Source organism: Roseivirga sp. UBA1976 (assembly GCF_002336325.1).
Classification (GTDB): Bacteria; Bacteroidota; Bacteroidia; order Cytophagales; family Cyclobacteriaceae; genus Roseivirga; species Roseivirga thermotolerans.
Genome location: NZ_DDDQ01000142.1, coordinates 1 through 12,841, shown reverse-complemented (window position 1 = coordinate 12,841; position 12,841 = coordinate 1). Strand labels below are relative to the sequence as shown.

The window sequence follows — 12,841 nt, the reverse complement described above, 5'->3', positions numbered from 1 at the left end:
AGAGCCTAAATGAGATTGCGGATATTTTCCTTTGCGTATGTGAAGCTTTCGGTGGAAAATTCCGCAATGACGTCCTAAGGGGGGACATTTTACTACTTCCTTACATCGAACTCCGATTAAGATAGGTTGTTTGTACCCATGATGCACGGGCCAAATGAACCATCCATTTGCCCGCGTTTACATGGATTTTCCGCATTTAAAAGTTAGAATAAATACACTAGGGGTGTTTGGTCAGACAGACTGGCTAAATACCCTTTCTTTTTTGGTAGTTGAATGATAATGTGGGTCGAAAAGTGTGCACACGTTGCGCAAAAACTGATTGCCGCTTTGGCTAATTTCATAACCCTCCCCTTTACTGACCAGTAAACCATCTGCCATCAGCTCATCCAACAATTTTTTAGACTGTTTCGGAAGGGCATCTTCTTTAAAACTCTTCTGACAAGCTACCTGAAGTATTTTCGATTTAGTGTTGAGATCATCGCTCGTCATTAAATGTCCTTTGAACAACGGAAGTTTACCCGCATTCAGTTGGCTGAGGTATCCCTCCACGCTCTTTACATTCTGTGCATAGGCCAAATGTATATCTGAAATAGAAGACACCCCCAACCCCATAAGTAGTTTGCCGGGATTGGTAGTATAACCCATAAAGTTTCTATGTAGCCTACCATTCTTCATGGCTTTTAGCAACTCATCTTCTGGCAAAGCAAAGTGATCCATCCCTACTAACTCATAGCCCAGAGCCAACAATTGCCTGTGTCCGAATTGGTTGAGTTGTTGTTTCTCATAAGCCGATGGTAAATCCTTTTCAGAATAGGCTCGTTGCCCCGGACGCTTCCAGGGCACATGGGCGTAGGAGTAGAAAGCAATTCTATCAGGCATTAGCTCAGCTACCTTTTCTATAGTATGTTCAATACTTTTCTGGGTCTGAAAGGGCAGACCATAGATAAGGTCGAAGTTTACCGAACCATAGCCCAGCTCTCTGGACCAACGGGTTACATCACACACCTGCTCAAAAGACTGCAAGCGATTAATGGCCAACTGTACCCTGGGGTCAAAATCTTGAATTCCGAAACTCACCCTACTAAACCCAAGTTCTCTAAGCACTTTTAAATGGGCATAAGTTGTATTGGCCGGATGCCCTTCAAAACTAAACTCGAAATGGGGATGCAGCACCACTGTTTTCAGTAGTGCCTCCAAAAGTAGCTTTAGATGCTCTGGAGAAAAGAAGGTGGGAGTGCCTCCACCCAAATGAAGCTCTTTAAGAATGGGCCGATCCGGCAGAATATGGAGATACATACTCCACTCCTTAAGAAGCCCCTCTATATAAGGCTTTTCTACAGCATGGTTTACAGTAATGCGGGTATTGCATCCGCAATAAGTGCATAAGCTTTCGCAAAAGGGCAAATGAATGTAGAGCGACAGCCCATCTTCCTTGTAACTAGCAAATGCCTGTAACAGCCGTTCTCTGTAGTCTTCTATTTGAAATACTTCGGTATTCCAATCGGGTACGGTAGGATAACTCGTGTAGCGGGGCACGGGCACATCATACTTTCTCAACAGACTCAAATCATTCATTGCCTTTACTTTTTTTCTTTTCGTCAAACAACATTCTCACTGAGGCCGAATAGGTGTCATCGTACTGCCCGGATTTTACTGCCCAAAAAAATGCCCCGAGAAAGACCGTTGCTACCACTATAGAGGTAATGATGAGAATAAGAATGACCGACATATTATAATCTTTTTTGTTTAGCGTACATTCTGATCATTGAAGTGGTAAAAACTACCACCGAAATACTACTGAGAGGCATTAGAATAGCCGCTACCAGTGGGGTAAGTAAACCCATTACGGCAAAGGTTATTCCTCCCAAATTATAGAAAAGAGAAATGCCCATACTAGCCTTTACCACCCGTTTTCCCACCAAAACAAGCTCAAGAAGTTTACTAAGTTTGGAAAAGGCATTGGCATCCATAATGGCATCGCATGCAGGATTAAAAGAAGAAACGTCTTCCGTAATGGCCACTCCCACCTCACTTTGCTTTAAGGCTCCTGCATCGTTCAGTCCATCGCCAAACATCATTACAAAGGCTCCTTCTTGCTGAAGCTGCTTTACCTTACGCAGCTTTTCGTCCGGTCTTTGTTCGAAATACATTGAAGCAGATGGTGGAAATACTTTTTCCAATGCCTTCTTCTCCTGATCGTTGTCGCCCGAAAGCACCAAAAGTCTATACTTTGCAGATAAGTCTTCTACTACGGTCCGAAGCCCGGAGCGATAAGTATTTTTAACGTTGAACACTCCCCTATACCGGCCACCAATGCTCAGGTGTACCTCCGAATGTTGTGGTAAATTGCGGTGGGCCAGCCCAACAAAATGGGCTGAACCCAACCTTAACTCCACTCCGCTAACTACGGCAACAATCCCCTTACCGGTCTCTTCCTTAAATGACTCAATCTGATAAACAGAAGGTTGAGCCCTCAGAAAATCCTTGACGTAACGACTAAGCGGGTGAGTACTGCTAGAAACTGCCGCGGCCACAAGGGCCTGTTCGGCATCACTTAACTCTTCTCCCTCAAAGGTGATGTGCTTTACTTTCGGGTCAGTAATGGTACCTGTCTTATCAAAGATGATGGTATCTACCTGCTGCAGGTCTTCAATTACATCGGCATTCTTTAAAAACAAATGATGCTTGCCCAACATGCGCAACAAACTACCATGGGTGAAGGGGGTAGAAAGAGCCAAAGCACAAGGGCATGCAATAATAAGCACCGATGTAAGTACCAACCAGGTTTTGGTTGCATCATTGAACTGCCAGAAAACAGCCGCCACAAGGGCTATGGCTACTATGACCAGAGTAAAATACTGACTTACCCGATCTACCAGCTTAACGCGCTGCCCCCGTTGCAGGTAGCCTTCTTCATTCCAAAGCGAGGTTAAATAGCTTTGCGAAACGGGTTTCTGAATAATAAAACGTGCTTGCTTACCAACAATTCGGCCTCCCGCATATATGTATTGGCCCTTGCCTTTTTGTATAGGCTCTGCCTCTCCGGTTACAAAACTGTAGTCTATAAAAGCTTCCTCATCAATAAGTACTGAATCGGCCGGAATGAGCTCACCATTTCTAATGAGCATCTCATCTCCTTTTACTAGATAATTAACCACCACAGGCCGGTAGCCCTCCTCCTCTCTTTTTAACACAGCCAGCGGAAAATAGCTTTTATAATCCCTGTCGAACGAAAGTGCCTGATAGGTTCTGTTTTGAAACCACTTGCCTATGAGCAGGAAAAACACAAGGCCCACCAGCGAGTCGAAATAGCCGGGCCCAGTAGCGGAGGCTACTTCATAAAAGCTTCTGAGAAAAAGCACAGCCAGCCCCAGTGCAATGGGTACGTCAATATTGGCATATCGTTGCCTGAGCGATTTAACAGCAGAAGTAAAATAGTCCCATCCACTATAAAAAATCACAGGTAATGACAGCAGCACATTGAGCCAGCGAAAGAAAACCTGGTAGTCTTTTTCCAGTTCAGAAATTCCCAGGTAATCGGGAAAACTCAAAAGCATTACGTTTCCAAAACAAAAGCCAGCTATGCCCATTTTTATGAGCAATTGTTTGTCGAACTTTTGATAGAGGTTCTGTTGATCCTCTTGTTTTTCCAGATTGAATACCGGGGTATAACCAATGCGATCGAGCAGCTCGGCCAGTTGCCTGAGGCTCAACTCCTGATGGTGGAAATGGACCGTAAGCCGCCTTTCACTAAAATTTACCTTGGCATCGACAACACCAGAACTAAGTCTACTCAGGTGTTCCAACAACCATATACAGCTACTACAATGAATATTGGGTATGGCCAGACTAACCCTGGCATGAGTTTCATCGGCATATTGCAGAAGTCCACGCACAATCTCATCATTATCCAGAAAATCAAATAAGGCGGTCTTATCCTTTTGCTTTATGCCCGGACTGGCCTGCAAAGTGTAATAGTCGCAAAGCTCGTTTTCAGACAGAATTTCAAATACGGTCTTACACCCGGTACAACAGAAGTTTTTACCTTGGGCCGATATTGTTTCTGCTCCGCAATCATCGCCACAATGGTAGCACTTGGTTTGTTGCCTCACTTCTATAGCTTCCATGGGTTAGTCTTTGTAAATAAAAATGGGATGATCAATCAGTACCCGATTAGCTTCCGGCTGGTCAATCAGTACTTTGCCTACCTGTTGGTCTACCAGCAATAAGGGGCTGTTACACTCGCGACTTACATAGTCGAAAAGGCTATTGGCTATGTCGTCATACACATGCTGAGCACCCAGGTTCTGAAAATACATTTGCAGGTAGTTGATAAATACCCGCTCGCTTTCCATCTGAAGAGTACTGTCTGGCTCGGTCATTAACAAAGAAAGCGGCAGCTCACGATAGTGAGTCCCGAATAGCTTTATAAAGCTCTTCATCATATGTACCGAACACTGGCCTGCGGCATGTACGGCCACATGACATTGCACATTGACTGATTGCGGCAACAGTAGCACGGGACAACTCACCGATTTAATCAGTGGCCAAAGGCCCGATTCGTTTGCATATTGTGCATACCCTTGTACCTCCACCACTAGCAAATCGGCTACGGTGCTTTGGCTAACAATTCTAAAATCATTGGCCGCACTATGAAAAACCTCTACCTCATGGCCCAATTGAGCTCCGTACTTTTCCACCTTCAGGTCTTCTTCTACCCTGTTCACCAGCCAGTCAATACCTTCAGCCTCCGGTTTACCGCTTGTTACCAATTGCCCCGGTTTGTGGGCAAACTCCAGAGTAAACGCCTTTATATATTTCTTATAAGACTTGTGGAGCATATCCTCCATAACCTCCAAAAGAGGGATTAATCGGTTCGAATGAAGGGTCACTATGAGAATGGTATGCTTCACTAGCCTTAAATTCAATGGGTAATCAAAGGTAAATGGGCTATGAAGCATCGGGATTGACGGCCATCAGATGAAAACATGATTAATGTCATGTTTATGCGTCAAGCCACCGGAAGGTACCGGGAACCACGGAAAATAGCTTTTATAAGTAGAGCAAAGCGATTGGCTGCTGTAAAGGCAACAATGAAGAGGGGACTTAAAGTAGTGGCTCCTTAAGCATAAAAATCGGCCTCATGAATAAGGCGTTGTGCGTCAATCACTTCAATTTTCTTACCCTTGAGAGCAATGAGCCCATCAGACTTAAATTCTGAAAGTAAGCGAATTACTGTTTCTGTGGCAGTACCCACTATGTTCGCCAAATCTTCTCTGGAAAGGGCAATGTCTATCACATCGCTTCCATCTCCTTCCATTCCATAGGTTTCTTTGAGCATAATGATGGTCGCTGCCAGACGTTCTCGAACGGATTTCTGAGCCAACTGAGCCATTTTTTCTTCCATTACTCCCAATTCCTTACACACTGCTTTCATAAGCTTTTGAAAGAATGCGGGGTTGCGGTTTAAGATGGTGAAGAAATCGCTCTTGGGAATAAAACAAATAGCTGCCTGCTCCAATACAGTAGCACTGGCTCCGTAAAATTCCTCGCTCAACAAGGAGCGGTAGCCCAGAAAGTCTCCGGGTTTAGCAATAAACAGAATTTGCTCTTTCCCATTCGAACCCATTTTAAACACCTTCACCTTGCCATGATTAATGCAGAAAATGCCCATAGGCCGTGTTCCTTCATAGAACAGGGTTTGGCCCTTCTTATAGGCCACACAAGACTTGTGAGAAGAGAGTACTTCCAGATCGTCTTCGGGCAATTCAGAAAAATGAGACTCTCCTCTTGATTGACAAAACTGGCATTGAAGGTCTATTTGGGAAGATTTTCTGGTGCTCATATACGCTGTGGAAACACCTAAAATTAACGAGGAGAGGCCGGATTACCAAAACTTAAACCAACTGTCTTTACAGCAGCTGCCCCAAGCCAAACAGTAGCACAAAGAGTAAAGTACTCAAAGCCATCTGTTTCAGATAGGGATCTAGTTGCTCGGATGCTGTTTTGGTACTGACTGCTCTGGCATTCATAAGCAACAGAGGGGCCACCAACACAAACAACAATTGCTGCGGTGCAGCAAAATATGTGGCCACATAAACCAGAGAAAACACCAAGCCAAGCCCTAGCAGTAGCTTATGATAAGTTACTGCTGCTTTGCGCCCCAGGCGTACCGGAACAGACTTTTTACCAGCCTTTCGGTCTGAATCGATATCGCGAATATTGTTGACGTTGAGCACAGCTACAGAAAAGAATCCTACGCTTAGTGCGGGCAGAATATAGTTCCAGTTAATGCGCTGTTCGTACAAAAAGGCACTCCCAAGTACCGCTACAAAGCCAAAGAATATGAGTACGCTAATGTCGCCCAGACCTGCGTAGCCATAGGGCCTTTTACCAGCCGTATAGGTGATAGCCGCCAAAATACACAGGCCTCCAAGGCCCATAAAATACCAGAAAAACTCTCCGAAACTTCCAAAAGCCACATAGACCAATGCCACTCCACTGGCCAAAGACAACACAGAAAAAACGATGATAGCCCGTAGCATAGCCCTCTGACTAATCAGGCCACTTTGCACCGCTCTACTGGGCCCCGTTCTTTCGGCTCCATCCGCACCATGTACGGTATCTCCATAGTCGTTAGCCAGATTAGAAAGTATTTGTAGCAGAATGGTGGTGAGCGCACAAAGGCTAAATATTAACGCATTGAAATGCCCAGAGGCGGCTGCTAAAAATGCTCCCATACCTATGGATGCCAGCGCCAAAGGAAGTGTTCTAAGCCTGAATGCCTGGAGCCATTTTTTCATGCCTACAGCTTAGAAGTAATTTGTTCGTCAAGTGGATTTACAGCCGATGGGTAAAAGGCCAGTACTTCACCTTTTTCACTAATCAGGTATTTGCAGAAATTCCAGTTGGGTGCTTTACCACTTTGCTTTTCCAGCCACTCATAGAGTGGGTGCCGGTCTTTACCGGTTACCGAAATCTTCTCAAATAGTTGGAAGCTAACCCCATAGTTGGTCTGGCAAAACTCCACTATGTCTTCGTTGCTGCCCGGTTCCTGTCCGCCAAAATCATTGGCCGGAAAGCCCAGTACCACCAGCTTATTTCCAAATTGCTCATGCAACTGTTGCAGGTCTTCGTATTGGGGCGTATAACCACAGCGCGAGGCTACATTGACCACCAGAACCTTCTTGCCCTTATATGCATTCAGGTCAACCTTTTTACCATCTATTCCTTTTAGTTCAAAGTCGTAAAACGTCATATCAGTTGGTTTTAGGAGCAGTAAAACGATCCATATTATACTCAGGTACTTCATAGTGGTAGTCTTTATGATACTGAAGCCTATCCTTTGCAGCTCAGGACCTTCCCTCCTACACTACATTCTTTCAGGCACTTCAATACCCAATAACCCCATGCTTCTTTTTATTGTTTCTGCGGTAAGTGCAGAAAGAGCTACCCTAAACTGCATTAGAGTTTCATCGTCTTCATTAAAAATGGAGAGTTCGGTATAGAAGCGGTTATAGTCTTTGGCCATATCATAGACATACTGAGCCATTACGGCCGGAGAATATGCATCGGCCGCCTGTTGCAATTTTTCCTTAAACTGCCCTATGGCAAAGATCAGGTCTTTCTCTGTTTGGTGAATTTCTTTGACCCCATCGTAGTCTATATTCTGCATGGACACCCCCAGTTGAGAGGCCTTACGCAGAATGGCACTAATTCGTGCATAGGTGTATTGGATGAAGGGTCCGGTATTGCCCTGAAACTCAATGGACTCTTCCGGGTTAAAGAGCATGCGCTTGCGCGGGTCTACCTTCATTAGATAGTATTTTACGGCACCAAGCCCTAGTTTCTCATACAGCTCGGCCGCTTGCTCTTCTGTAAAGCCATCTATTTTACCGAGTTCTTCTGTACGAGCCTTTGCCGTATCTACCATTTCCTGAATCAGGTCATCGGCATCTACAACGGTGCCTTCTCTCGACTTCATTTTGCCGGTTGGTAAGTCTACCATACCGTAAGACAAATGGTAACAGGCCTCGGCCCATTCATAGCCAAGTTTTTTGAGAATAAGGAAGAGTACTTTGAAGTGATATTCTTGCTCATTGCCCACTGTGTATATGAGCTGGCTTAGTCCCGGAAAATCGTCAAATCGCATTAATGCGGTACCAATATCCTGGGTCATGTACACGGAAGTACCGTCTTTTCTAAGCAATAGCTTTTCATCAAGCCCCTCATCCGTAAGGTCTACCCACACTGAGCCGTCTTCTTTTTTAAAGAAGACTCCCTTCTCCAGCCCTTCCATCACTCTGTCGCGACCAATAAGGTAGGTATCGCTCTCGTAGTAGAGTTTGTCAAAATCTACTCCCATTCGCTCATAAGTGGCATTGAACCCGCTATACACCCAGCCGTTCATGGTTTCCCACAAGGCATACACCTCCGGGTCTTTCTCTTCCCACTTACGTAGCATTTCCTGAGCCTCGAGCAATATAGGAGCTTCCTTCTCTGCCTGCTCTTTGTCCATTCCACCGGCTACCAACTCAGCCACTTCAGCTTTATAGGCTTTATCGAACTCCACGTAGTATTTGCCCACTAAGTGATCTCCTTTTATACCTGAGGATTCAGGGGTCTCGCCATTGCCAAACTTTTGCCAGGCGAGCATAGACTTACAGATGTGGATTCCACGATCGTTGATAATCTGTACTTTAGCCACCTTATTTCCGGCTGCTTCCAGTATACGCGCTACCGAGTTACCCAAAAAATTATTGCGCAAATGCCCTAAGTGCAAAGGCTTGTTGGTATTGGGCGAAGAGTACTCTACAACCACAGTTTTACCTGTTGGAGGCATGTGGAAGACAGGCGAATCTGTAGGGCTTTGGCCATTGAACATGGCTGCAAATTGCTGTACCTGAGAACTCTCAGAAACAGATATATTCAGAAACCCTTTAACGGTATTGTAGGCAGAAACTGCCTTGCAATGCTTTACCAGGTATTCTCCAATTTCATTTCCAGTTTCTTCCGGTCCTTTTCGAGACACTCTGCTCAGCGGAAAGGTAATGTAGGTGTAGGTACCTTCAAACTCTTTACGGGTCGGCTGAAGAGCTATATCTTCAGTCGCCAGTTGGTGTGAATACAGTGTTTCGAGTGCCTCAGCTATGCCCTGCTTAATTGCTTGCTCCATTAGTTAGAAATTCTCTATCAGCGAATCGGTTGTGGCCTCTAAAATCTCGAATGCTATTTCGGCCATTTTGTTTTCAGTGTCCAAAGTTGGGTTCACCTCTACAATTTCCCAACAACAAACCCTTTTATCTTTAATCAACTCCTGATTTAGCTCAAAAGCCTGCTCTTTGGTGAGCCCATTGGGCACAGGGGTTCCTGTGCCGGTAGAAACGGATGTATCCAGACTGTCTACATCGAAAGAAATGTAGATTTGATCACAATCTTTGAGGAGTTGAAGAGCCTCTTTGGCCACGGTAACCACTCCTTTGTCGTTTAGCTCTTCGGTCGTAAAGTTCTTTATGCCAAATTTTTCAATCAGGTGGTCTTCGGCTTTTTCCGTATCTCGTACGCCTATATATACAATATCAGAAGGGCTTATTTTGGGTCCGTTGGCTCCTATTTGCTTTATCCGCTCCCAAATGGCTTCAGTCTCTTCTTCCACATCATTGCTCTCGCACTCCTCATTGTCGGTAGCAGTAACCATTGCCAGGGGCATTCCATGCATATTGCCCGATGGTGTGGTATATGGCGAATGAAAATCGGCATGGGCGTCTATCCAAATAACTCCAAGTCTCTTTTCGGGGTGTGCTTTTTTAATGCCACAAATAGTGCCTGCTGCCGTAGAGTGGTCTCCGGCCAACACAATAGGAAATAGCCCCTCAGTTCTTAAGTCGGCAATGTTCTGGCATACCCGGTTTACCATGGTATATACTCCTTCGGCATACTTGGCAAAAGCATACTGTGGTTCGCGAAAAAGCAAACGGTTTTCATCTTGTATGCTCACCGGTTCAAAGCGCATAAAAAAATCGGAGTGCCGCTTGATACTCGCGATTTTCATGGCATCAATGCCCATGCTCGCTCCGCGAGTGCCTGCGGCAATTTCGGAACGAACTTCGACTAGCCTTATCTTTCTCATGGTTTTATGAAAGTTACCAACCCAATATGTAGGCAAACATAAGTGGAGCCACAATGGTGGCATCTGACTCTACCACAAACTTGGGGGTATCGATATCGAGCTTACCCCAGGTGATTTTTTCGTTAGGCACGGCACCGGAGTAAGAACCATAACTGGTGGTTGAATCTGAAATTTGGCAGAAATAGCTCCAGAAAGGTATATCGTGCATCTCCAAATCTTGATACATCATTGGCACAACACATATGGGGAAGTCACCGGCAATTCCTCCACCAATCTGGAAAAAGCCTACTCCTTTACCTTCTGAGTTGTTTTTATACCAGTCGGCCAACCACACCATATATTCGATACCTGATTTCATGGTAGAAGCCTTTAGTTCTCCTTTTATACAGTAAGAAGCAAAGATGTTCCCCATGGTAGAGTCTTCCCAACCGGGCACAACAATGGGTAGGTTTTTTTCGGCTGCAGCCAGCATCCAACTGTTTTTTGGGTCTATCTCATAGTATTGCTCCAAATCGCCCGACAACAACATTTTATACATGTATTCATGTGGGAAGTAGCGCTCTCCGGCATCTTCAGCTTTCTTCCACTGGTAGTGAATATGCTTCTGAAGCCTTCTGAAAGCCTCTTCTTCCGGTATGCAGGTATCGGTTACCCGGTTCAGACCTTGTTCTAAAAGATCCCATTCTTCCTGAGGGGTCAAGTCTCTGTAATTGGGCACTCTTTTGTAGTGCGAGTGAGCCACCAGGTTCATAATATCTTCTTCCAGGTTGGCCCCTGTGCAGGATATAATATCTATTTTGTCTTGCCTGATCATTTCAGCCAGACTTAGCCCTAGTTCAGCGGTACTCATGGCTCCTGCCAGTGTAACCATCATTTTACCTCCTTCGGCCAAGTGCAGTTGATAGCCTTTGGCGGCATCTACCAGAGCTGCGGCATTGAAGTGGCGGTAGTGTTTTTCTATAAATGCTGAAATGGGTGAATTGGACATAATGCTATAGTATTCAGTTTTATGCAAAAATGCTAATTTCTGTGCATTTCGGTTAACTTTGACCTTGTATTTTAACGCCTGAGAAAATCTTAGTGCTTTTTTAATTTCGCACATCTTTGCATCTCGTAATTTGTTGCAATATTTGTGCTTCGTCTTTACACAGAGTTTTATCAATGAAGAGTTACTACGATCTAATTGACCAGACCTTTGATTTTCCTACCAAAGAATTTAAAGTAAACGGCAAGTATCTGGAGTTTCATGACATACCTCTCAAAGAGATTATTAGAGAACATGGCACTCCTCTGAGAATTACCTATCTGCCTAAAATTTCTCAGAACATTCAACTGGCCAAAAAGTGGTTCGAAAAAGCTATAAAGAAAAATAAGTATCAGGGTACCTATACCTACTGCTACTGTACCAAATCTTCGCACTTTAGCTTTGTGTTGGACGAAACCATTAAGAATGGTTGCCAAATTGAAACTTCCTCAGCCTTTGATATTCCCATTGTCAGGAGCCTTCACAAGAAGGGAAAAATCGATAAGGATATATTGGTGATTTGCAATGGTTTCAAGCGTCCGTTGTACACCCAATATATTAGCGAACTCATTAACGATGGCTTTAAAAACTGTGTACCTATTCTGGACAACCTTAATGAACTAGACTTTTACAAGGAGAACATTAAGGGCGATTTTAAAGTGGGGATTCGGGTGGCAGCCGATGAGGAACCTAACTTTGAGTTTTACACCTCCCGTTTGGGAATTCGCTACAGCGATATTAAAGACTTGTACAGAGAACAAATAGAAGGCTCGCAGGCCACACTAAAAATGCTCCATTTCTTTATTAATACAGGCATTAAAGATACGGCCTACTACTGGAGTGAGCTAAGCCGGTTTATGTACAAATACTGCGAATTAAAGAAGATTTGCCCTACGCTGGATACGGTAGATATTGGTGGCGGATTCCCCATAAAAACCTCTCTGGCCTTTGAGTATGACTACGAATATATGGTCGAGCAGATTGTAGAGAATATTCAGTGGATCTGCAACAAAAGCAATGTGCCGGTACCAAATATAGTCACTGAATTCGGAAGCTTTACGGTGGGCGAAAGTGGTGCTCATATCTATTCCGTACTCGATCAAAAACTACAAAACGATAAAGAGCTTTGGTACATGATTGACGGCTCATTTATCACTCATTTGCCCGATGCCTGGGGCCTCAATCAAAAGTATATTTTACTGGCGATCAACAAATGGGATCACCCCTTCCACAAAGTGAATATGGGCGGCCTGACCTGCGACAGTATGGACTACTACAATTCAGAAGCCCATACCTCTGAGGTATTTATGCCTCTTATTGAAGAAGATGAAAACCTATACGTTGGCTTTTTCCACACGGGAGCGTATCAAGAGTCGCTGGGCGGCTATGGAGGCATTCAGCATTGCCTCATTCCTGCGCCCAAGCACGTGTTGGTAGACCATGATGAAAACGGCAATATTGTTACTCGTGTGTTTGCTGAAGAGCAAAAAGAGGAGTCGATGCTTAAAACCTTGGGATACTAATTTTTTAGGGTTACTTACTTAAGTCGCAGGGCGTATGTTTCGACATTTCGCCACCACTTGTGTCTTCACAAATGGCTCCTATAAAGCACTATGAAGACACCGCTTGTTGCCCAGGTGATCTATTTATTTCTATGCGACCTGAATAACCTGAGTTCGATGTACGAA

At 44.6% G+C, this 12,841-nt stretch carries 11 protein-coding genes; 1 reads left to right on the top strand and 10 read right to left on the bottom strand.

Annotation, left to right across the window (positions count from 1 at the left end; translation table 11 throughout):
* Positions 1 to 231: 231 nt before the first annotated feature.
* The 10 genes from hemN to B3763_RS14260 form a co-directional block, all read right to left on the bottom strand.
* Entirely contained in the window at positions 232 to 1,575 is a 1,344-nt protein-coding gene (hemN, locus tag B3763_RS14305; protein ID WP_286747442.1) for an oxygen-independent coproporphyrinogen III oxidase, read from the bottom strand.
* A complete protein-coding gene (ccoS, locus tag B3763_RS14300) occupies positions 1,568 to 1,729 on the bottom strand; it encodes a cbb3-type cytochrome oxidase assembly protein CcoS (protein ID WP_286747441.1) in 162 nt (53 codons plus the stop codon). The genes hemN and ccoS overlap by 8 nt, the downstream gene beginning before the upstream one ends.
* A 1-nt stretch (position 1,730) precedes the next feature.
* On the bottom strand, positions 1,731 to 4,127 hold the full coding sequence (locus tag B3763_RS14295; RefSeq protein WP_286747440.1) for a heavy metal translocating P-type ATPase: 2,397 nt from the start codon (positions 4,125 to 4,127) through the stop codon (positions 1,731 to 1,733).
* Between the two features lie 3 nt (positions 4,128 to 4,130).
* The gene (locus B3763_RS14290; protein WP_189629439.1) at positions 4,131 to 4,913 is read right to left on the bottom strand and encodes a hypothetical protein; all 783 of its coding nucleotides are present in this window, start codon (positions 4,911 to 4,913) and stop codon (positions 4,131 to 4,133) included.
* Between the two features lie 209 nt (positions 4,914 to 5,122).
* Entirely contained in the window at positions 5,123 to 5,845 is a 723-nt protein-coding gene (locus tag B3763_RS14285; protein WP_189629438.1) for a Crp/Fnr family transcriptional regulator, read from the bottom strand.
* A gap of 67 nt (positions 5,846 to 5,912) precedes the next feature.
* Entirely contained in the window at positions 5,913 to 6,803 is an 891-nt protein-coding gene (locus tag B3763_RS14280; protein ID WP_286747439.1) for a 1,4-dihydroxy-2-naphthoate polyprenyltransferase, read from the bottom strand.
* Positions 6,804 to 6,805: 2 nt separating this feature from the next.
* Positions 6,806 to 7,258 carry a glutathione peroxidase gene (locus B3763_RS14275; protein ID WP_308440963.1) on the bottom strand — a complete coding sequence of 151 codons (453 nt, stop codon included), beginning with the start codon at positions 7,256 to 7,258 and terminating at the stop codon, positions 6,806 to 6,808.
* Positions 7,259 to 7,372: 114 nt separating this feature from the next.
* Entirely contained in the window at positions 7,373 to 9,175 is a 1,803-nt protein-coding gene (gene argS, locus B3763_RS14270) for an arginine--tRNA ligase (protein ID WP_286747438.1), read from the bottom strand.
* Between the two features lie 3 nt (positions 9,176 to 9,178).
* Positions 9,179 to 10,129, bottom strand: coding sequence for an arginase (gene rocF / locus B3763_RS14265; RefSeq protein ID WP_189629434.1), 951 nt, complete (start codon positions 10,127 to 10,129; stop codon positions 9,179 to 9,181).
* A gap of 13 nt (positions 10,130 to 10,142) precedes the next feature.
* Positions 10,143 to 11,117 (bottom strand): deoxyhypusine synthase family protein, encoded by a 975-nt coding sequence (locus tag B3763_RS14260; protein WP_189629433.1) that lies wholly within the window; start codon positions 11,115 to 11,117, stop codon positions 10,143 to 10,145.
* A gap of 173 nt (positions 11,118 to 11,290) precedes the next feature.
* Here B3763_RS14260 and B3763_RS14255 point away from each other — a divergent pair, with 173 nt between their 5' ends.
* On the top strand, positions 11,291 to 12,676 hold the full coding sequence (locus B3763_RS14255) for an arginine decarboxylase (protein ID WP_189629432.1): 1,386 nt from the start codon (positions 11,291 to 11,293) through the stop codon (positions 12,674 to 12,676).
* The last annotated feature ends 165 nt before the right edge of the window (positions 12,677 to 12,841 follow it).

Excerpts from the sequence above, each read along its gene's own strand:
- ccoS (WP_286747441.1), bottom strand. The coding sequence starts at position 1,729 with ATGTCGGTCATTCTTATTCTCATCATTACCTCTATAGTGGTAGCAACG.
- B3763_RS14275 (WP_308440963.1), bottom strand. The coding sequence starts at position 7,258 with ATGACGTTTTACGACTTTGAACTAAAAGGAATAGATGGTAAAAAGGTT.
- B3763_RS14285 (WP_189629438.1), bottom strand. The coding sequence starts at position 5,845 with ATGAGCACCAGAAAATCTTCCCAAATAGACCTTCAATGCCAGTTTTGT.
- B3763_RS14280 (WP_286747439.1), bottom strand. The coding sequence starts at position 6,803 with ATGAAAAAATGGCTCCAGGCATTCAGGCTTAGAACACTTCCTTTGGCG.
- rocF (WP_189629434.1), bottom strand. The coding sequence starts at position 10,129 with ATGAGAAAGATAAGGCTAGTCGAAGTTCGTTCCGAAATTGCCGCAGGC.
- B3763_RS14260 (WP_189629433.1), bottom strand. The coding sequence starts at position 11,117 with ATGTCCAATTCACCCATTTCAGCATTTATAGAAAAACACTACCGCCAC.
- hemN (WP_286747442.1), bottom strand. The coding sequence starts at position 1,575 with ATGAATGATTTGAGTCTGTTGAGAAAGTATGATGTGCCCGTGCCCCGC.
- B3763_RS14255 (WP_189629432.1), top strand. The coding sequence starts at position 11,291 with ATGAAGAGTTACTACGATCTAATTGACCAGACCTTTGATTTTCCTACC.
- B3763_RS14295 (WP_286747440.1), bottom strand. The coding sequence starts at position 4,127 with ATGGAAGCTATAGAAGTGAGGCAACAAACCAAGTGCTACCATTGTGGC.
- argS (WP_286747438.1), bottom strand. The coding sequence starts at position 9,175 with ATGGAGCAAGCAATTAAGCAGGGCATAGCTGAGGCACTCGAAACACTG.